This is a genomic window from Desulfosoma profundi (assembly GCF_055387865.1).
Genome location: NZ_AP042420.1, coordinates 1,566,028 through 1,586,097, shown reverse-complemented (window position 1 = coordinate 1,586,097; position 20,070 = coordinate 1,566,028). Strand labels below are relative to the sequence as shown.

The following is a 20,070-nucleotide window of genomic DNA, read 5'->3' as shown; positions in this document are numbered from 1 at the left end:
TCTTCTCACCCTGTCATGCGATAACTCTGAGCGGACGAGGTATAATGCGAGCCCATGCGAACAGCGCCGACCATTCTCATCATTGACGACGAAACCGGATTTCGCGGAGCCATCAGTCGGTTCTTGAGCAAAAGCTACCACGTTCAGGAAGCGGGCACCGCCGCTGAAGGCCTGAGGTTGGCTGGAGTGCTCGAACCCGATTTGGTCTTGCTGGACATCGGCCTTCCCGACCAGAGCGGGCTGGATCTGCTGCCGCTGCTCAAGGAATTAAGGCCATCGCCCACGGTGATCATGGTCACGGCCTACGAGCAGGTCCGGGACGTGGTTCAAGCCATGAAGAAAGGGGCTTTCGATTATCTGGTCAAACCTGTTGATCTGGAAGAATTCGAGGTCACGATCAAACAGGCTCTGGAATATGCCAGCCTAAGGCATGAGGTGGAGCGGCTGCGGCAAGAAATGCAAAGACTCCATCAGGTTTCCACCTTGGTGGGCAGCAGCCCAGCTTTTTTGGAAGCCCAACAATTGGCTATTCGCAGCGCCCAGAGTCCGGACGCCGGGGTTCTTCTCCAGGGAGAAAGCGGGGTCGGGAAAGAGTTGTTCGCACGGCTCATTCATTCCACAAGCCCCAGGTCCTCCTACCCCTTCGTGGCTCTCAATTGCGCTGTCTTTACTCCGGAGATCATCGAAAGCGAGCTTTTCGGTTACGAAAAAGGAGCGTTCACCGGGGCCCGTGCCGAAGGCAAGAAAGGGCTCTTAGAGGCCGCCGATGGAGGCACGCTTTTTTTGGATGAGGTCATCGACCTGCCACCGGAGGTCCAGGCCAAGCTTCTTCGGGTTTTGGAAGAACATGAATTTTACCCCTTGGGCTCCACGCGAAAGAAAAGAGTGGACATCCGGGTCGTGGCGGCATGCAACCGCGACTTGTGGCAAGCCTGCGAGGAGGGCCTGTTTCGAAAAGACCTTTTTTTCCGCTTGGCGACCATTCAAATCGTCTTGCCGGCTCTTCGGGATCGCCGTGAGGATATCTTGCCTTTGGCCCGTTTTTTTCTTGAGCAGTTCAACGACAAGTACAGGAAAAGATTTCGGGATATCAGCGAAGAAGCCAAGGAAGTCCTCCTCACCCACGACTGGCCTGGGAACGTCCGGGAACTGAGGAACAGCATCGAGCGCATTGTCCTCCTGGAAGACGACGACCTGATTCTAAAGCGGCATTTCCATTTCCTTAAACCGGCCATCTCCCCGTCGCCGGCTTCTCCGGTGTCCCCCGATCGAGGGCGTTTTTTGGTTTGGGACAACATGCCGGAAGACGGCATGTCCCTGGAGGAGCTGGAACAAAACATAATCCGGGAAGTGTATGAAAGATGCGGGAGAAATAAGTCCAAGGCGGCCCGTTTCCTGAGGATCCCTCGACATGTGCTCATTTATCGGATGAAAAAATTCGGCTTGGAATCCTCCTCCGACCCTCGCAAGAATTTTCCAAAGTCCTGAGTGGAGAATAGTCTCCATTGTCCTGGCCACTGGGGAATAGTGTGCACTGGGAGCGAGCCCGCGCCGCGAGGCTGTGCGATAGGGATCGTGTCCCGAGAACGAGGGGGACAATGCTTCTGTGTGAAGAAAATTCTTCACCCCAGAGATCGTCAGGGGGTGAGAGATCTTTTTACCGTTGGGGAAAACTGGGAAACTCGCCGTGGTAACTCGTCTTCTTTGCAATCCACCAAATGGCATGTCTATTGCTTATGAAAAGGTTTGAGTGGAGGCGGTATGCAGCGGAATCTCTCTTCGGGTGCGCGAATTCTTCTCGTGGAAAGTGATGCCCCATTCAGGCGCTCTTTGGAAAATTGTGTAAAGCGGGCCGGGTATCTCTATGACAGCTCCAGTACGTGTGATCAGGCGCGGCGGTTGGCGACGTCTCGGCGATACGACCTGTGTGTAGTGGAATATCATCTCAGGGACGGCAACGGGGCACGGCTTGTTGAGGAACTCAAGAAAGTTCAAGCGACACTTCGAGCGGTTCTTATCTCCTTCTACGATTTCGAGTGGATTTCTCGTGATGTGGTTCCCGTGGCGGATGAATTTCTGAAGAAACCTTTCGACCTGTTGGATTTCGAGCGGATCCTCCAATCTTTGGCACCGACGGTTCATTCTCCATCTTCAATTCGTAGGCTCACAAGTTCCTTGGACCAAGCACCGGCCCCCATTCTCAGGGAAGGGGTTCTTTAGTCGCTTTGCAAGCTCATGCGATTGCGGTTTCTCAATGACCTGCGGATGCAGCAAACATTCTCCTGTGGAAAATCATCTTCTTTTCGTTACAGCGACACCTGACGTTCCAGATCATCTCGTGACGGCGTTCGGATCTCCTTAACTCTTTCTGTTTCCGGATGAAGCTCCAGAGAACCCCTTATTCCTCAAAGGGCCGCAGAGCTCTTGCTCTGCGGCCCTTTGCTTTTCGAAGCCCTGCCGGCGATGTGGAGGGACCCGACGGCACCGGCACTTTGTGACTCTTTTCCCTTGAAACCTGGCTTTGCCATTGGTATATACGCTTACATCAGTGGGCGCCGCGGAGAAGCACGGCAGATGATAAATGAATGGAGCTGGCTCAGGGAAGCGGGCAAAAAGCAAGGGAAGGATGCCTATGCTAGAGGTTAAAACCGAGCTTTTGCAAAAAATGGCCCAAAAAGGCATAGATGTTCAAACACTCGCCCAGACGATGGAATTTGACCCCGTCCTTCTGAAGCTATACCTCGTCAAAGATGAATATCCAATTCCTGCGCGCATCATTAAAAAGATTGAAGAAGTACTAGCCAACTGATCTGCACTGTTCTCGAAATCATAATGCAATGTTCAGCCGTGGGCCTGGGTCTTTAAGCCCACGCCTCGTGAGAATTGTCTGGCACGTCACGCACCGCACGGAAACGGAAGGCCGAGAACCTAAAATGCCGCGGCCGGCGCGCTCTATGACCGATGCGGCGCTGAATCCATATCGAGGGAAGCTCGGCCGTTGTTTCATGGGTGCGAAGTCGGGGCACCCACGTGGTTTCCAAGCCGACACATTGGCAGGGACACCAGACGGTTCTCGTCGGCACAGGCGGGTTCTCCGGGGCTGGAAGCTCTGGGGTGATAGGGACACAGTCAAGGAAACAGGAGGTCGTTGATGGAACAGGAACGGAAGCTTCAGAAGGGCTCGGCGCCAAAGGGTGTAACACGACGCGATTTCATGAAGTTTTGCACCATGGTTTCCGCCACCATGGGATTGGCACCGTCTTTTGCGCCTAAAATCGCCGAAGCGTTGTCTTCAGGCCCACGCCCCCCAGTCGTGTACTTGCATTTTGCCGAATGCACCGGGTGCACGGAAGCGGTGCTCAGGTCAACCTATCCATGGATTGATGAGCTGCTTTTGGAGACCATTTCCGTGGACTACCATGAAACGATCATGGCGGCGGCGGGCCACAGTGTGGAGGAAGTGCTCCACCAAACCGTCAAAAAGTACGAGGGCAAGTTCATCTGTGTGGTGGAGGGCGGTATCCCGACGGCCGATAACGGCATTTACGGCATGATCGGCGGGAAGACCATGCTGGAAATTGCTCGGGAAGTGTGCCCCAAATCGCTGGCTGTGTTGTGTATCGGAAGCTGTTCTTCTTTCGGTGGCGTGCAAGCGGCGGCTCCCAACCCGACAGGCGCAAAGGGTGTTTCGGACGCACTGGGGGATGCCTTGAAGGTCCCCGTGGTGAACATCCCTGGTTGTCCTCCGAATCCCATCAACTTCGTTGGGACGATCGTCAATTACCTCCTTTTCGGCAAGCTGCCTGAGCTGGACGGCAATAAGCGCCCCCTGTTCGCCTACGGGAAGACTGTGCATGATCAATGTCCTCGTCGGTCTCATTTCGAAAACGGCGAATTCGTCAAGGAATGGGGTTCCAAGGAAGCCGAAATGGGCTACTGCCTCTACGAAATGGGCTGCAAGGGTCCAGAAACCTACAACAATTGCCCGCTGGTGAAGTTCAATGACGGCACGAGCTGGCCGGTAGAAGCGGGCCATCCATGTATTGGGTGCAGCGAACCGAATTTCTGGGACGCCATGTCGCCGTTTTATCAAAAGCTTTAATGGACCTGTGGGGACTCAAAACTAAATCAGCAAACCCGCCTCAAGGAGAGACGAAATATGGCACAGCGTATTGTCATCGATCCCATTACCCGAATCGAGGGACACCTGCGGATCGAGGTGGAAGTTGCCAACGGAAAGGTGGCCAACGCGTGGAGCAGTTCCACGCTGTTTCGGGGTTTGGAAATCATCCTTAAAGGGCGCGATCCTCGGGATGCGTGGCTTTTTACGCAGCGCGCCTGTGGGGTGTGCACCTATGTCCACGGATTAGCCTCCATCCGATGCGTGGATCATGCGGTGGGGGTGACTATTCCCGACAACGCCCGACTCATTCGCAACCTGCTCATGGGGGCGCAGTTTCTGCACGATCACATTGTCCATTTTTATCATCTTCACGCCTTGGATTGGGTGGATGTCGTCAGTGCCCTCAAAGCGGACCCTGTGAAGGCCTCCAAGATCGCCAACGATGTTTCCCCGGCCCCGAAGAACGGACCAGGCGACTTCAAGGCCGTTCAGGCCCGACTGAAAAAGTTCGTGGATAGCGGGCAATTGGGGCTCTTCGCTAATGGGTACTGGGGTCACCCTGCATACAAGCTCCCGCCGGAGGTCAACTTGATCGCTGCCGCGCACTACTTGGAAGCGCTTCGGCTGCAGGCGCGCGCGGCTCGGATGCACGCCGTCTTCGGCGCCAAGAACCCGCACCTCCAAAGCCTGGTGGTGGGTGGGGTCAGTTGCGCAGCGGACCTGAATCCCGACCGGATTTCGGAATTCTTGTATCTGTGGAAGGAAACCATGGATTTCGTCAACAACGTCTATATTCCGGACGTGTTGGCCGTGGCTGGTTTCTACAAGGATTGGGGATCCATCGGCGGGACGACCAATTTCCTCTGCTACGGAGAATTTCCGCAAAGCGCCAAAGAGCCGGATAGTTTGTTCATGCCTCGCGGGGCCATTTTCAAGAGGAACCTGACGAAAGTGGAAGCCGTGGATCCGGCTAAGATCACGGAACACGTCAAACACAGCTGGTATGAAGGCGATGGCGCTCTCAACCCCGCTCAGGGAGAAACCAAACCGAAGTACACAAAACTGGATACCGGCGATCGATACAGCTGGATGAAGGCGCCGCGCTACAACGGTGAGCCCATGGAAGTGGGCCCGCTGGCCCGAGTGCTTGTAGCCTATGCGAAAGGCCACGAACCGACGAAGAAAGCTGTGGACGGCGTCCTGAAACAGCTCGGTGTCCCCAAAGAAGCTTTGTTCTCCACCTTAGGACGCACTGCGGCCCGGGCCATTGAAACGAAGGTCATTGGCGAGGCCATGGAAGGCTGGATCATGCAACTGGTGGAGAATATCAAGAAGGGCGATAAGAAGACCTTCGAGCCATACCAGATGCCGGACAGTGCGCAAGGCATGGGCCTCAATGACGTGCCTCGTGGCGCCCTGGGGCACTGGATCGAGATTAAGGAGAAAAAGATCGCCAATTACCAGTTGGTGGTGCCGTCAACGTGGAACTTGGGACCAAGATGCGCCGGCAACAAACCCGGCCCCGTGGAGGAGTCTCTCATCGGGACACCGGTGGCGGATCCAAAGCGACCGGTGGAAATCCTCCGCACCGTCCACTCCTTCGACCCGTGTATCGCGTGCGGTGTGCACGTGATTGATCCCAACAGTAACCAAGTGTATAAATTCAAAGTCGTCTAGTATAGAGATCGCTGAAGACAGGAAACCAGAGAGGGGGACCCCGGCTCTCTAGGCGGGTCCCCTTCTTCCATTCCGAGGGGGCGGGTCGAGGGCCATGGTGTCGCAACGGATTTTGGTCCTGGGAGTGGGGAATGTCCTTTTGAAAGATGAGGGGATCGGCGTGCATCTTGTGCACCGTCTTGAAAGTTCTTACAACTTTTCGGAAAACGTGGAGCTGTTGGACGGGGGCACTTTGGGTCTTAAGCTGCTGGGGCCCATTTCGGAAGCCGATCACGTGATCGTGATCGACGCCGTGCAAAACGGCGCCGAACCGGGAACCATTCATCGGATGTCCGCAGACGTATTGGCAAGGAGGGTCAGTTTCAAGAACTCCCTGCACCAGTTGGATCTGGTGGAAGCTTTAACCTATGCGGAAGTCCTCGGGCGGCGTCCCTCATGTGTCATTTTAGGTATTGAGCCCTTGGACATTGAGCCGTGGGGCATATCGCTGACGCCTCCTGTGGCGGCCAAGGTGGCGGTTTTGGAAAGATTGGTTCTGGAGGAAATCGAGAAAGCGGGCGGCTCTTGGGTTTTCAAGGCCCAAGGATCAGCCCGGACCGATGAGGCAGAAGGCTATGTGTTTGGCGATTCCGGCGGAAATCATAGAAATCCATGATGAAATGGCTACCGTGAAGGTTGGGGGAGCCGTGCGCAAGGCGGTTCTGACGTTGTTGCCCGAAGAAGCCCGCGTTGGCGATTATGTAATCGTCCATGCGGGGTTTGCACTGCACAAGGTCGATCCTCGCGAAGCCGAGGAATCTTTACGGCTGCTTCGTGAGTTGGCGGCCCACGTCTCCGATAGCCCCGATGCATGATCCTTCCGCCGCCTTCAGAAGTCGGCATGGCCTGGAGTGCGGGGAAACGGGATGACTTCACGGATATTCGGGAGGCCGGTGACGAATTGCACGAGCCTTTCCAGCCCGAGACCGAATCCGCAATGGGGAGCTGACCCGAATTCCCGCAGTTCCACATACCAGGTATACGCTTCCGGGGCGATTCCCTTGCGGTGCATTTGCTCCAGCAGCACATCCCGTCGTTCCTCTCTCTGGGATCCACCAATGATTTCTCCAACTCGAGGAACCAAAACATCCATTGCGGCGACCGTCTGGCCGTCTTCGTTGACTCGCATGTAAAATGGCTTGAGGTCTCTGGGAAAATCGATGACGGCGACAGGCCTCCGGAATTTCTTTTCCGTGAGATACCGCTCGTGCTCCGACTGCAAATCGGCACCCCACGTTACAGGAAAGGTAAAGGATTCTTTGCTTTTGTTTAGGATTTCTATCGCTTCGGTATAGGGAATCACCTCGAAAGGTTGTTCCGCCAAAATCCTAAGAGATTCCGGGAGAGAGGGTTCCACAAACTGGGTAAAGAACCGGAGATCTTCCCCTGCGTGTTCCAAGAGATCGGTGACCACATACTGAAGGAAACGCTGTGCCAACGCCAGATTGTCCGAAAGGTCCGCGAAGGCCATTTCCGGCTCCACCATCCAAAATTCGGCCAGATGGCGGCTGGTGTTGGAGTTTTCCGCTCGGAATGTCGGCCCGAAAGTGTAAACCTTTCCTAAGGCCAGGGCGTAGATTTCGGCCTGAAGCTGTCCGCTGACCGTGAGAAATGTGGGTTTTTGGAAAAAATCCCTTTCATAGACCAGTTCCTCCGGCCCTGGGACCGGTTTGGCCGGATCCAAAGTGGTCACGCGGAAAACCTCCCCGGCCCCCTCACAATCGCTGGTGGTGATAATGGGCGTATGAATGTAGATAAACCCTTCTTTTTGAAAAAACGTGTGGATGGCATAGCTCAACCGGTTGCGGATGCGGGCGACGGCCCCGAGCGTATTGGTCCGAGGCCTCAAGTGGGCGATGGTTCGGAGGAATTCAAAGCTGTGTCGTTTCTTCTGCAATGGGTACCGCCCTGGATCGGCCCATCCAAAGAGAACGATCTGCCGAGCCAAAAGTTCGATGCTTTGGCCTTTGCCTGGAGAAGGCGTAACGGTGCCCTCAACCTGGACTGAGGATCCCGTGGTCAGCCGGTCTGCCATGGCCGCCATGTCCTGACGGTTCGTTTCCAAGACGACCTGAAGGTTTTTGATGCACGAGCCGTCGTTCAGCTCGACGAAGCTGACACCGGCTTTGGAATCTCTTCGAGTCCTCACCCACCCGTGGACGAGGACATCCTGACCTCGGAATGCAGATTCGTTTCCAAAAATTTCCGCGATACGTACGGCCTTTCTCATGTCGTGAAAACCTCCGCGCGCTGGGATGGTTCCTGGGGTATCCCGCAGTTGCCTCTCTTTGCGGATTTTGGTAACGGTGCCGCCGGTCTTATAGACTGATTCTTCCGGTAAGGCGGCGTTGGACAAGAATCTCATAAAATGGAACACTTTGAGAGAGCAAGGAGAGAATCCACATGGGGCAGGGCGAGAGAGATTTTTGGAAGCGGCGATTGCTTGCAAATTGGGCCCCGGGTGCCTCCTGCTTTGGTCCTCGTGTGTGGTTTCATGCAGCGTCGGTGGGGGAAGTCGCTGGGGCCCTTGGAGTTTTGAGGCGACTGCACGATGCACATCGCGAAGTCAAACTGTTTCTCTCCGTGGGGACGCCTCAGGGTTACCGATTTGCCCGGTCTCGTGTCCCTGAAACCGTTCATGTCCTTGCGGCTCCTTTAGATGTCCCTTGGGCCGTGTGCCGCACTATTTCACGGCTCCGGCCGGATCTTTTCGTGGCGTTGGAAAGTGAGTTCTGGCCTATACTCCATTGGTGCCTCCGCAAGCATCGGGTGCCAGTGGTCCTTTTGAATGGGCGGGTGTCTTCCCGGTCGTGGCGGCGCTATCGGCGTTTTTTTTCGGTTTTTCGACATGTTTTTCGTTCTGTCCAATGGGCGTCCGTCAAGAGCGAGGAAGATAAAGTTCGTCTGATGAATCTCGGGGTCCCGGCCCATCGGATTGCTGTGACGGGGTCCTCCAAGTACGACGCCCTTGGGGAGCGAGCCGACCGTGACTCGATAAGTCTTTGGAAGCAACGGCTTACGCTCCCGGGCGGTATTCCCGTATTGGTGGGAGGAAGCTTGCGCGGTGGAGAATGCCTGGCTCTGTTGGAGATTTTTTGGAAACTCAAAGAGGAAAATGCGAATCTTGTGGGTATCTTTGCGCCGCGTCACTTGGAAAAGGTGCCCCAAATGGCCGAATGGCTGAAGAACCGAGGACTCAGCTACGACCTTTTATCTTCAGTGCTTTCTGGAATTCAGAGCCGGCGGTCGTCTGATTGCCTTCTGGTGGATGGCATCGGCTATCTCTTTGAACTCTACGGCGTGGGCGACCTGATTTTTTGCGGTGGAACGTTGGCGCCTGTGGGAGGACATAACATCGTGGAACCTGTGGCCTGGGGAAAGACAGTGTATTATGGACCGCACATCCATAAGGTCTTGGAGGAGCACCGGGTTTTACAGAAATACGGTGTGGGGATCATGGTGGACAGCCCTGAGGGGCTGTATCGACGATGGCAGGACATTCTCTCGGCGCGTCTCCTTCACGGGTCGGATGAGACAGCCGCCCGCAATGCCTTGAATGAGCTCTGTGGAGCGGCGGAGCTCCAGATCAAGGGGCTTGAGCCTTTCTTGAAACGATTTGCATCGCGCGGCAGTTCACAATGAGCCGGGCGATCCGGGCAAGACCCATAGAATCCGGTCAATGACCGCCGGTTCTCAAGTCTGGATATCGGCCGAAGGGGAAAGGGGCACGGAAGCGCATATGGAACGACTGATCGCCTTGCTGAGGGCCTACAAAGAGGGCTCCACAGATCTCGAAGACGTGTTGGCTTTTTTGCGGCGGTTACCTTTTGAGAACTTGGAATTCGCCAGGGTGGACCATCATCGAACTCTTCGGCGTGGCTATCCCGAAGTCGTCTATGGTGAAGATAAGGACGCCTCGCAGATTCTCCGAATTTTGCAAGCGATGGAAAAGACGGGCGCTCCGCTGCTGGTGACGCGGGTGAATCGGGAAAAAGCCGCGGAGGTGTGCCGCATCTTACCGGATATCCAATACGAGCCGACGGCCCGGGTGCTCTACAGAAAGCCTCCAATTCAGGGGCCCGAGGACAAGGAGAGACGCCCCGTACAGGTGTTATCGGCGGGATCATCGGATATTGCTGTCGCAGAAGAGGCTGCCGTGACGGCGGAAGTCTTAGGGCAGCGTGTGCAGCGCTTTTACGATGTGGGTGTCGCCGGCCTTCATCGACTGCTCCACCTCTTGGATGAACTTTCGCACGCCGCCGTCTATGTGGTGGTTGCCGGGATGGAAGGGGCGCTCCCTAGCGTGGTGGCGGGTCTGGTGAACCGCCCCGTCATCGCTGTGCCTACCAGTATCGGCTATGGGGCATCGTTCAAAGGCCTCGCCTCACTTCTAGGCATGCTAAACAGTTGTGCTCCCGGAGTGGCCGTGGTAAACATCGACAATGGTTTCGGGGCAGGCTATCTGGCGAGTATGATTGCTGATATGGCCAACGCCCCGTGGCAGGGCGGTTCCGGAGGTTCGGGGATGTGATAAGGAGAGAGTATGGCCCGGGATTATCGACCCAACGTTAGGGAAATGTCCGTCATCTCGAAGCTGGATCAAGCCAAGGAAGTGCAGCGTGTGCGGGCATTGCAACTGCTTCGGGACCATGTGGACGACCTCAGCGGGCGTATCGCAATGAAGCTCATTGAGAACAAACTTGTTGAGACGACGAGCAAAACGGATTTGGAGGAACAGATCCACCGCTGCCTCACCACCTTGCTGACCGCTGAAGACTTTGAAGTGCAGTACCAAGTGGCCAATATCCGAGACCTTGTACCCCGCCCCCACTTCGTTAGCCTGTATGTGACCGCCTTCATCATCGAAAAACTTATTGATCATCGTTGCATCGTCGACATCTACGGCACGGATGAGGAAATTTATCGGTGCGTCAATGCCCAAGTGACGCGACTCATCCCGTTACAATAGCCCGCCTCCTAGAGCCGCACCAACCGGTCGCAGCGCCGCATCAGTTGTTCCATGCGCAAGCGTTCCAGAAGCGAGAAAGCGTCTAAGCCGAGACTCCGTCCGAAGTAACCGTTCACCACGCGTGTGGCGAAACCGTCCAGCCATTTCAAAAATTTTTCGACGGGGCGCGCCTGGAGATAGAGCGAGACGTCGTTCACAAAGACGTGGGGAATGCAGGCCGCGCTCACCTGAGCGAACAGGGTGTCGATACGTTTCGCGTTTTCTTCTGCGAGTCTCCACCTCTCTTCGGCGCAAGCGGCTTGAAGTCGGGGGGCGGCTAGGTTCGTGGAGAAACAGTGCACATGGACCGATTCAGGCAACACGAGGCGTCCCCCGATGCCGGGATGGAATGCCGGATGGGTGCTCGAGCAGGGAACCTGGGGTGCGAGATCAACGACGGCAACGGGTTCAGGGAATCGGCGAAGATAGTCCGCAAGCAGCCGCGACATGAACGTCGTCTTTCCCGAGTTGACTTCGCCGACAATCAGGACAAAGTGTCCTCGGCAATCGTCGGCGGATAACGTTTGAGCCATCACCGGCTCCATCTTTCCCAGAACAACAAGGCCAAAACAGTGGCGATCCCCAGAGCGGTGCATAGGATGTCCCGGGGTGTCAGTGAGCCTAGCCGAGCCTCGGTGTTGGCCCGACGGGCGAAACCTCGGGATTCCATGGCCATCGCCAAATTTTCCCCCAGCATGAAGGCTTGAACGAGCAAAGGCATGACGAGGGCAGACAGTCGCCCCACATTGGTCAGGCGTAAACGCACGTCGATGCCTCTTGCCGTTTGAGCATCATGAATGTTGCGGAGTGCTCGGCCGAGCAAGGGCACATAGCGCACCGCAGTGAGTATGATGAATACCATAGAATGGGGGACTTTGAGGGATCGCAAGGTGAGGGCGAGTTCTTCCGGCCGAAGAGTTTGAAAGAAGGCGGCCGAAACGGCGAAAAAGTTAATCAACCGGATGCTCAGATCTACGGCGGTGTCCAGATCGAACGCCAGCATCGAGATAAGAAAGACCAGGCTCACCATAGGCCAGACCATGTGAACGGTCCCGAAACGGAGCCCAGCCCGGCCGCGGGCCAGGATGGCGCCGAAAAGAAGAACACTTTCGGTGACGAGCACCGGTCTGGTTCTTGTCAACAAAACAGCCGCAACGGCCGCCAACCCCAACATGAGGCGCACCCTGGGATCCAGAGGGCGCGGCCGTTTTATCCTTGATGGAGACCCAGGGCTGCTCATGAGCACTCCGCAGAAGCACACATGGACCGATCCTCCACCAGACGCCCCTGTTCCAGGACAAGGCGGCGATGGCAGGTCGCCTGGGCAAAGTCCGTGTCATGAGTGACGACGACGATGGCGATCCTGTGCCGGCATGCAAGTGTGTTGAGAAGTGCCGCAAGCTCTTGGCGAAATCGGCCATCTTGCCCTGCCGTCGGTTCGTCCAGGACGAGAACCTGAGGGTTAATGGCGAGGACCGAGGCCAAGGCGACGCGTTTTTTTTCCCCTTCGCTGAGCCGGTACGGACTTTCGTGTTTGAGGGAGGACAGTCCAAAGAGATGGATGACATGGTCAACCCAGGCCGGATCCACCGCGTAGCCTTTTTTCAGCAGAAACTTAGGCCCTGCCCACACTTCATCTTCCACGCGGACTTTGAAGAATTGGTCGTTCGGGTTTTGGAAGCTCAGCCCAATGTGTTGGACACGGAGCGGTGGGGGCATCTTGTGGATGTGTTGTCCGCGCCACAAGGCGGATCCTTCGTGGGGTTTGAGTAAGCCGCCGAGGATTTGGACTAAAGTCGTTTTCCCGGAACCGTTGGGGCCGGTGACGGCCACCCGTTCACCCGCTTGAAGCTGGAAGGATACCTTATTCAAGATGGGTCGATTTTCCCGATAGAAACTGACCTCGCGAACCTCGAGCAGGTTTTCCTCATCCCCACGGTAGGACGCGGGTTGAGGTCGAGGATACTGAGGAATGAGCCCGATGTCCATCAAATGGGAGTGAGCTGCCTCGGGCGGACCGTCAAAGCGAATACGACCAGATTCCATCACAAGGCACCGACTCCCAATGAAGGCAAAATCCTCCACCAGATGTTCCGCCACAATGACGGTTGTGCCTGTGCGATGGATTGCTTCTAAAGCATATCGGACGCGTTCCCGGTTGGGAGCATCCAGATGAGCAAACGGCTCGTCCAAGACGAGGAGGCGAGGGTTCACGCACAGTGCCGAAGCGACCGCTGCCAATTGCTTTTCGCCGCCAGATAGATCCTGGGGGGCTCGATGCTTGAGATGCTCGATTTTCAGGAAACTGAGGATCTCCTCAATTCTTTGAGGAAATTGGGAAGGAGAGATCCTGGAGCGTTCCAGACCGAAAAGGAGTTCCGCCTCCACGGTGCCGCAAAAAAGGTACGCATCCGTGTTTTGCAGCACCAAGGCGACCTGTTCGCTGAGGACCGTCGGAGGGGTGTCGGGAATGGGGCATTCACAGACTATGCCCGTCCCGGCGAAATCTCCCCCGAAAAAATGAGGCACCAACCCGTTGAGCACATAGCTCAAAGTCGATTTTCCCGATCCGCTGGGACCGAGGATCGATACGTATTCCCCCGGAGGGACCTCCAGGTCGATACGGTCCAGTGCCCATTGGGACCTCGGCGTGTCACCCGGGTATCGATACGCGACGCGTTTGAGATGAATCACGGTCGCCAGAGGCCCCCCTTGCGCAGAAGATGCAAGGCGGCCAGTCCGAGAAGGGTGCCTCCCAAGGTGCTGACACCAAAAGCGATCATGAGTGTTGCGAGAGGTATGGTTTTTCCCATGAAGACGGGGGCCACGATCCACACGCTGACGAGGGCGCCCAGAAGCCCTGTGCCCACGAGTTCCCCGGCGGCGGCGACATAAATGTTCTTCGTCATCTTGTAGGCAAGGCCGGCCAGAAGTGCGCCAATCATACCCCCGGGGAACGCCAGCAGGGTCCCAAGCCCAAGAAGATTACGAATAATTGCGGCGGCGGCGGCGACGGCGACGGCATACCATGGGCCAAGCATGACGGCGCTCATCACGTTGATCATGTGCTGTGCGGGAAAGCATTTTGCGATTCCCACCGGAATGAAAAGAGGGGACAAAGCCACCGCGAGGGCCACAAAGATGACGGCTCTGGCAATGTGACGCGTCTGCATGATTTTTCCCCGCACGCCTATGAAAAAAAACCAGAGAATCCCGAAACGGGTTGGCAGCCTTCCCGCGGATGGTCAAAAAACAGCGTTTCATGCCGAAAAGATGATAGCAGAAACTCACCCACGGACCCTTTTGGGGCCACAGGGTCTCTCGTCACAGTCTCTGTGCCGCCGAGATCCCGAAGAACCCAAAGGAAAAACTGTGAGCCGCTCTCCTCGCACATTTCCACACATTCATAACATGGGCCTGCCAGGAGCGCAACGGAGCAAAAGGGACGCAGCCGGCTTGGTTGACATCAGCCGAACTCAAAGCTATGGTGATTTCCATGTTTTTGGAATACTGAGGAAAAGCGCCAAGCGAGGCGTCACGTCCCCGAGAAGACCGGGGGCGATGTGGTGCCAACTGATTGAGGTATATTGATGGGAAAGAACATTGGCTTTGTGTCCACGAGGTTTGCGGGCACCGATGGTGTCTCCTTGGAAGCTGCCAAGTGGGCGCAGATGCTTTGGGATCACCACCATGTGTCCTATTGGTTTGCGGGCCTTTCAGATCGGAATCCCGATGTGAGCGTCGTGGTTCCAGAAGCTTTTTTCGACCACGAAGAAAACCAGTGGATCAACCGTCGTGTGTTTGGCGTTCAAAAACGGTCACCTTATATCACCAGTCGTATTCATGCCCTTCGCGAATATCTAAAAATAAAACTGTATGAGTTTGTTTCCAAATTCGACGTGGATATTTTGATCGTTCAGAATGCTGTCACCATCCCCATGCACATTCCTTTGGGGTTGGCCGTGACCGAACTCATTGCCGAATCGGGCATGCCGACGGTCGCTCATCATCATGATTTTTACTGGGAGCGCACACGCTTTTCCGTCAATGCCATTCAAGATTATCTGCAAATGGCCTTTCCACCCAAACTGCCCAACATCCAACATGTGGTGATCAATTCCATCGCCCAGGAATCCTTAGCACTGCGCACCGGGATTTCGTCCATCATCATTCCCAATGTCTTGGATTTTGAAAACGAGCCCCCGGTGGACTGGGAATTCACGAAAAATTTCCGAAAGGAATTGGGTTTTCGGGAAGACGATATCCTTTTTCTACAACCTACCCGCGTGGTGCAGCGTAAAGGGATTGAGCATGCCATCGACTTAGTCCACGCGCTGGGGGACCCTCACATCAAACTCATCATTTCCCACGCCGCGGGCGACGAGGGTATGGAATATTATCAGTGGCTCCAAGATTATGCCGCTGACCACAATGTGGACATGCGCCTCATTTCCCATTATGTGGGCGACAAACGCGGATGGAACGAAGATGGCACAAAACGCTATTCCCTGTGGGATGTCTATCCTCACTGTGACTTTGTCACTTACCCCAGCACTTATGAAGGCTTCGGGAATGCATTTCTAGAAGCCATTTATTTCCGAAAACCTCTTTTGGTCAATCGCTACGATGTTTTTGTGAGGGATATTGAGCCCCAGGGATTTGATGTGGTGGTGATGGATGGGTACGTGTCGGAAAGGGTCGTGCGGGAAGTCCGTGAAATCCTGGACTCGCCGGAACGACGCCGGCGTATGGTGGACCACAATTATGCTGTGGCGACGCGCCACTATTCCTATTCGGTGTTGCGGAGGAGACTAGCGTTCTTGATTTCCAACTTTTTCGGCATCGAAATCTAGAGCATCGCGCGGCGGCGTTCTGAGGAGGGAATACCCATGGTGGCCGTGATTATGGCCGGAGGCTCGGGAACTCGGTTTTGGCCTTTGAGCCGGGCGACTTATCCGAAACAATTTTTAAAAATCGTCGGCGGTATGCCGCTGCTTCGAGTGACCTACGAGCGCATCCGGCCGCTTTTTTCTGACGAAAGAATCCTCGTGGTTGTCGGTGCGGAACATGAAGCGGAAACTCGACGGATTCTGTCTCATACCGGTGTGCGTGTCCTGGTGGAACCCTTTGGAAGAAATACGGCGCCCTGTGTGGGGCTTGCCGCACGTTACGCATCCTGGTTAGGGATCGACGACCCTTTGGTGATTTTGCCGGCGGATCATTACATCGCTGACGCGAACGCTTTTCTGCGGGCGATCCAAAAGGCGGGCACAGAGTGTGTTCAAGGGGGGATTGGCACGCTGGGCATTGTCCCCACTCGTCCGGAAACGGGTTATGGATACATTGAAGCGGCGAAAGAGGAGACTTTGTGTGACGGGGCCTATAGGGTGATCCGATTTGTGGAAAAGCCCCCTCCCGAATTAGCCGCCGTCTATTTTCAGAGCGGGCGCCACTACTGGAACGCGGGCGTATTTTTGGCGACACCGCAGACCCTCTTGCAAGAGTTTTCCCGGCATATGCCGGATTTTTCGGAGCGCCTTCAAACCTTGGATGCGGTTTTCCACACTTCGAAATTCGCCGAACAGTTGAAGTCCATCTACGAGGTGGTGGAAAACATTTCCTTCGACTACGCCATCATGGAAAAGACTAGCGAAAGGGTCTTTGTTGTTCCCGTGGAGTGTGGATGGAGCGACGTGGGATCCTGGCTCAGTGTTTATGAGGTACGGCGGAAACAGGATGGAGATCCTGCAGGGAACATCGTTCAAGGAGATGTCCAGACGATCCGCTGTCAGGAATGCTTCGTTTTGGGGGAGAGTCCTCGCTTTGTGGCGGTCCTTGGGCTTCACCGGGTTTTGGTCGTCGATACCCAGGATGCCCTTCTTGTGGCCAACTTAGATCACAGTCAAGAAGTACGGGCCGTGGTGGAGTATCTCAAACAGCATGGACGAGAAAAGCTCCTATAATTTTTGTCCCCACTGCGGGGCGCCGCTCGGACGAAACGCCAAAGGTCGACCGTATTGTGCGGCCTGTGCCAAGGTTTTCTATCGGAATCCTACGGTGGGAGTAGCAGTAGTCGTCCTGGAAACCGAGGGACTACTTTTGGTTCGCCGTCGCGGTAGCTACTCGGGGCGGTGGTGCATCCCGTGCGGCCATGTGGAATGGGGAGAAGAGGTGCGGGCAGCCGCTGCGAGGGAACTTCAAGAAGAGACGGGGATCAGTGTGGAAGTGGGCCCTGTGATGGCTGTGCATTCCAATTTTCATGATGCGGCCCAGCTCACAGTGGGGATCTGGTTCTACGGTCGCCGGACGGGTGGGGTGCTTCGCCCAGGCTCAGATGCCGAAGCAGTGGGCTTTTTCCCTCTGGACCGCCTTCCTGAACCAATGGCGTTTCCGACAGATGTCCTGGTGTGTGATATGCTGCGCACGCGGTGGCGCAACGGATCCCTGGAGGAATGGATCCGATGCCTCCAGAATGGAGAGAAGCTGAGCAGGTGATGTGAGGAGCGAGCTCATGGGGTGGTTTCCCGTTCATCCATGAAGCGGGAAGTCAACCTCACGGAGCCGGGCTCTTGAAGACATGAGTGGGCGCGAAAGGACAGTGAACCTATGGAAACATGGCTCGTGACAGGAGGGGCCGGTTTTATCGGCAGCAACTTTGTCCATCTGACCCGCCGGCTGAACAGGGCTCGAGTGGTCAACTTGGACAAGTTGACTTATGCCGGCCACCTTGAATCTCTTGAGCCCCTGAAGGATGACGTTGACCACATTTTTGTGCGGGGCGACATTGGCAACGTGGAATTGGTCTCTTACCTTCTCAAGACGTTTGACATTTCCTGCGTGGTCAATTTCGCCGCAGAATCGCATGTGGATCGGTCCATCGACGGTCCGGAGAATTTTGTCCAAACCAACATCGTGGGGACCTTCCGGTTGCTGGAAGCGGCACGCCGTTATTGGAACACATTGGACGCGGAGAGGAAGGGCCGTTTTCGCTTCTTGCATATCTCCACCGACGAAGTGTACGGATCGTTAGGGCCCGAGGGATATTTTACAGAATCGACGCCTTACGCTCCCAATTCTCCTTACTCTGCGTCGAAGGCAGCTTCAGACCACCTGGTGCGGGCTTATCACGAAACATATAAACTCCCAACCCTGACGACCAACTGCTCCAACAACTATGGGCCTTACCAGTATCCGGAAAAACTGATTCCCTTGACGGTTTTGAACGCTTTGGAGGGAAAGCCTCTGCCAATCTATGGCGACGGGCAGAACGTCCGCGATTGGTTGTATGTGGTGGATCACTGTGAAGCGATTCTCCGCGTTTTGGAATCCGGCCGAGTGGGAGAGACATACAACATTGGGGGCGCGAGTGAAAAGACCAACGTGGAGGTCGTTCAGACGCTATGCGCAGTCCTGGAAGAATTGGCGCCCTCCCGTGACAACCCGGCGCTGCGAGGGAAAGGGGTGCGGTACGCGGACCTGATCACGTTCGTGGCGGACCGGCCCGGACATGATCGACGCTATGCCATCGATGCGTCCAAGATTGCCAAGGAACTGGGCTGGCGACCTCGGGAGACTTTTTCGTCGGGTGTGCGCAAAACCGTCCAGTGGTATCTAGATAACAGGGAATGGTGCCGCAGAGTGACCGAAGGGGTCTACGATCGCACGCGCCTGGGTCATCCCGGTTCTTGAGAGAATCTCGGCATACGGACAAAGGAGCGCCTTGATGGACAGCATCAAGCCTGAAAACATGAAGGCTTTAGTTCTCAGCGGAGGCTCGGGGACGCGGCTTCGTCCCCTCACCTATACAGGGGCGAAGCAGCTGGTTCCCGTCGCCAACAAGCCCATCCTTTACTACGTTTTGGAGAACATCGCCGCAGCAGGTATTCGGGATGTCGGTCTCGTGATCGCTCCGGAGACGGGTCAGGAAGTTATGGAAGCCGTAGGGAACGGGAGCCGGTGGGGGTTGAACGCCGAATACATTCTCCAGGAACGGCCCTTGGGCTTGGCCCATGCAGTGCTCACAGCCAAAGATTACCTGAAAACCTCACCGTTTCTCATGTACCTCGGGGATAACCTCATCGGGTGCCGAGTGCGCTGCGAGGTCGAGAGCTTCCTCAAAGAGCCGTCGCTGTCAGCGGCGATTTTCCTCAAGGCCGTGCAGAATCCTAGGGCCTTTGGAGTGGCGGTGGTCAACGGAGATGGGCAGGTGGTGGATTTGGTGGAAAAACCTGCCGAGCCCCCATCGAACCTCGCTTTGGTGGGCATTTACCTCTTCAGGCCCGAAATTTTTGAGGCCATTGCGAACATCCGCCCTTCGGCCCGCGGGGAACTGGAAATTACGGATGCCATTTCTTGGCTCATCAAGAACGGCCGTCGCGTGCATAGCCACATCATTGACACCTGGTGGTTGGATACCGGCAAGAAAGACGATCTGCTGTTGGCCAACGACACCGTGATGGACGATTGGCTGAAGACCCACATCGGCGGCATTGTGGATCCGCACAGCCACGTGACCGGGCGTGTGCACATCGAAGAGGGCGCTCAATTAATCCGTTCTGTGGTTCGAGGTCCTGTCATCATCGGGGCGGGAGCGAAACTTGTGGAGGCGACCATCGGTCCTTTCACCGCCATTGGGCCCGGGGTGTTGATCGAACGTTCGACCGTGGACCATTCCGTGATCATGGAAGGATGTCACATTCGAGATATCGCCCGACTGGAAAATTCGGTCCTGGGCCGCCGGGTGAAAGTGTGCCCTACCGCCACCCCGCACGGTGCCATCAGCTTAATGGTCGGCGATGACTGTGTGATTGAGGTGAAACGATGAAAGATTCTCCGACGGATATTCGTTGACGAGGAACCTTCGCCTTTGCTAGAAAAAGCGGAGAGTCAGAAAAGGGGAACAGCACAAAACTGCCGCCATAGGAGATGCACAGCCTGAAGAGGAGGCCATCATGTGGGAGATGGATTTTCTATGCGCAGCGCTTAAGCGCAGTTTGGCAAGTATGCTTCCATGGGACATCCCATGGTATGATCCCAGCCATGCCGTGTTTTTCGCCGCGCTTTACGGTGCCCTAGGAGTGATCGGCCTTGGCGTGATGGTCGCCGTGCTCGTGACCCTCAAGCAATTGAGAAAAGGCGACAGCGCGCACCACTGATCGCCTCGAACGACTCGGTCAAAGATGCCTTGAGCCTTTCCGTGGCTTTTACAGGCTTTGCCTTCACG

21 protein-coding genes are annotated in these 20,070 nt (G+C 55.7%); 16 read left to right on the top strand and 5 right to left on the bottom strand.

Translation table 11 applies throughout. The annotated features are described in order from the left end of the window. Positions 1-54: 54 nt before the first annotated feature. The 7 genes from ACZ5K9_RS06835 (at position 55) to ACZ5K9_RS06805 (ending at position 6,654) form a co-directional block, all read left to right on the top strand. Entirely contained in the window at positions 55-1,488 is a 1,434-nt protein-coding gene (locus ACZ5K9_RS06835; RefSeq protein WP_464273679.1) for a sigma-54-dependent transcriptional regulator, read from the top strand. Between the two features lie 273 nt (positions 1,489-1,761). After that, positions 1,762-2,220 (top strand): response regulator, encoded by a 459-nt coding sequence (locus ACZ5K9_RS06830; RefSeq protein ID WP_464273678.1) that lies wholly within the window; start codon positions 1,762-1,764, stop codon positions 2,218-2,220. Positions 2,221-2,581: 361 nt separating this feature from the next. Then, on the top strand, positions 2,582-2,809 hold the full coding sequence (locus tag ACZ5K9_RS06825) for a hypothetical protein (RefSeq protein WP_464273677.1): 228 nt from the start codon (positions 2,582-2,584) through the stop codon (positions 2,807-2,809). A gap of 342 nt (positions 2,810-3,151) precedes the next feature. Next, entirely contained in the window at positions 3,152-4,102 is a 951-nt protein-coding gene (locus ACZ5K9_RS06820; protein ID WP_464273676.1) for a hydrogenase small subunit, read from the top strand. A gap of 57 nt (positions 4,103-4,159) precedes the next feature. Next, the gene (locus tag ACZ5K9_RS06815) at positions 4,160-5,800 is read left to right on the top strand and encodes a nickel-dependent hydrogenase large subunit (protein ID WP_464273675.1); all 1,641 of its coding nucleotides are present in this window, start codon (positions 4,160-4,162) and stop codon (positions 5,798-5,800) included. Between the two features lie 94 nt (positions 5,801-5,894). After that, positions 5,895-6,455 carry a HyaD/HybD family hydrogenase maturation endopeptidase gene (locus tag ACZ5K9_RS06810; RefSeq protein WP_464273674.1) on the top strand — a complete coding sequence of 187 codons (561 nt, stop codon included), beginning with the start codon at positions 5,895-5,897 and terminating at the stop codon, positions 6,453-6,455. Continuing rightward, complete coding sequence (locus ACZ5K9_RS06805; protein WP_464273673.1) at positions 6,415-6,654, top strand: HypC/HybG/HupF family hydrogenase formation chaperone; 240 nt, start codon at positions 6,415-6,417, stop codon at positions 6,652-6,654. The genes ACZ5K9_RS06810 and ACZ5K9_RS06805 overlap by 41 nt, the downstream gene beginning before the upstream one ends. A gap of 14 nt (positions 6,655-6,668) precedes the next feature. Here the strand turns inward: ACZ5K9_RS06805 and asnS are convergent, their stop codons facing one another. Next, complete coding sequence (asnS, locus tag ACZ5K9_RS06800) at positions 6,669-8,069, bottom strand: asparagine--tRNA ligase (protein ID WP_464273937.1); 1,401 nt, start codon at positions 8,067-8,069, stop codon at positions 6,669-6,671. 173 nt (positions 8,070-8,242) lie between these two features. Here asnS and ACZ5K9_RS06795 point away from each other — a divergent pair, with 173 nt between their 5' ends. From ACZ5K9_RS06795 to ACZ5K9_RS06785, 3 genes are all read left to right on the top strand, one after another. Beyond that, on the top strand, positions 8,243-9,481 hold the full coding sequence (locus ACZ5K9_RS06795; protein ID WP_464273672.1) for a 3-deoxy-D-manno-octulosonic acid transferase: 1,239 nt from the start codon (positions 8,243-8,245) through the stop codon (positions 9,479-9,481). 97 nt (positions 9,482-9,578) lie between these two features. Then, entirely contained in the window at positions 9,579-10,370 is a 792-nt protein-coding gene (gene larB, locus ACZ5K9_RS06790) for a nickel pincer cofactor biosynthesis protein LarB (RefSeq protein WP_464273671.1), read from the top strand. 12 nt (positions 10,371-10,382) lie between these two features. After that, positions 10,383-10,808: a hypothetical protein gene (locus ACZ5K9_RS06785; protein ID WP_464273670.1), complete on the top strand. Its 426-nt coding sequence runs from the start codon at positions 10,383-10,385 to the stop codon at positions 10,806-10,808. An 8-nt stretch (positions 10,809-10,816) separates the two neighbouring features. On the opposite strand, the gene ACZ5K9_RS06780 is transcribed toward ACZ5K9_RS06785, so the two are convergent. The 4 genes from ACZ5K9_RS06780 to thiW form a co-directional block, all read right to left on the bottom strand. Further along, complete coding sequence (locus ACZ5K9_RS06780; protein WP_464273669.1) at positions 10,817-11,380, bottom strand: P-loop NTPase family protein; 564 nt, start codon at positions 11,378-11,380, stop codon at positions 10,817-10,819. Next, on the bottom strand, positions 11,380-12,021 hold the full coding sequence (locus ACZ5K9_RS06775) for an energy-coupling factor transporter transmembrane component T family protein (RefSeq protein ID WP_464273668.1): 642 nt from the start codon (positions 12,019-12,021) through the stop codon (positions 11,380-11,382). The genes ACZ5K9_RS06780 and ACZ5K9_RS06775 overlap by 1 nt, the downstream gene beginning before the upstream one ends. A gap of 62 nt (positions 12,022-12,083) precedes the next feature. Continuing rightward, positions 12,084-13,541 carry an ABC transporter ATP-binding protein gene (locus ACZ5K9_RS06770; protein ID WP_464273667.1) on the bottom strand — a complete coding sequence of 486 codons (1,458 nt, stop codon included), beginning with the start codon at positions 13,539-13,541 and terminating at the stop codon, positions 12,084-12,086. Further along, positions 13,538-14,020 (bottom strand): energy coupling factor transporter S component ThiW, encoded by a 483-nt coding sequence (thiW, locus tag ACZ5K9_RS06765; RefSeq protein WP_464273666.1) that lies wholly within the window; start codon positions 14,018-14,020, stop codon positions 13,538-13,540. The genes ACZ5K9_RS06770 and thiW overlap by 4 nt, the downstream gene beginning before the upstream one ends. 417 nt (positions 14,021-14,437) lie before the next feature. On the opposite strand from thiW, the gene ACZ5K9_RS06760 reads away from it, so the two are divergent. The 6 genes from ACZ5K9_RS06760 to ACZ5K9_RS06735 all read left to right on the top strand — a co-directional run bounded on the left by ACZ5K9_RS06760 (position 14,438) and on the right by ACZ5K9_RS06735 (position 20,002). Beyond that, entirely contained in the window at positions 14,438-15,700 is a 1,263-nt protein-coding gene (locus ACZ5K9_RS06760; protein ID WP_464273665.1) for a glycosyltransferase, read from the top strand. Positions 15,701-15,736: 36 nt separating this feature from the next. Continuing rightward, positions 15,737-16,810, top strand: a complete 1,074-nt coding sequence (locus ACZ5K9_RS06755; RefSeq protein WP_464273664.1) for a mannose-1-phosphate guanylyltransferase — start codon at positions 15,737-15,739, stop codon at positions 16,808-16,810. Further along, positions 16,788-17,342 carry an NUDIX domain-containing protein gene (locus ACZ5K9_RS06750; protein WP_464273663.1) on the top strand — a complete coding sequence of 185 codons (555 nt, stop codon included), beginning with the start codon at positions 16,788-16,790 and terminating at the stop codon, positions 17,340-17,342. Before ACZ5K9_RS06755 ends, ACZ5K9_RS06750 begins: the two co-directional genes overlap by 23 nt. A 111-nt stretch (positions 17,343-17,453) precedes the next feature. After that, positions 17,454-18,536, top strand: a complete 1,083-nt coding sequence (gene rfbB, locus ACZ5K9_RS06745; protein WP_464273662.1) for a dTDP-glucose 4,6-dehydratase — start codon at positions 17,454-17,456, stop codon at positions 18,534-18,536. A gap of 34 nt (positions 18,537-18,570) precedes the next feature. Beyond that, positions 18,571-19,671 (top strand): glucose-1-phosphate thymidylyltransferase, encoded by a 1,101-nt coding sequence (locus tag ACZ5K9_RS06740; protein ID WP_464273661.1) that lies wholly within the window; start codon positions 18,571-18,573, stop codon positions 19,669-19,671. A 127-nt stretch (positions 19,672-19,798) separates the two neighbouring features. After that, positions 19,799-20,002: a hypothetical protein gene (locus tag ACZ5K9_RS06735; RefSeq protein ID WP_464273660.1), complete on the top strand. Its 204-nt coding sequence runs from the start codon at positions 19,799-19,801 to the stop codon at positions 20,000-20,002. The last annotated feature ends 68 nt before the right edge of the window (positions 20,003-20,070 follow it).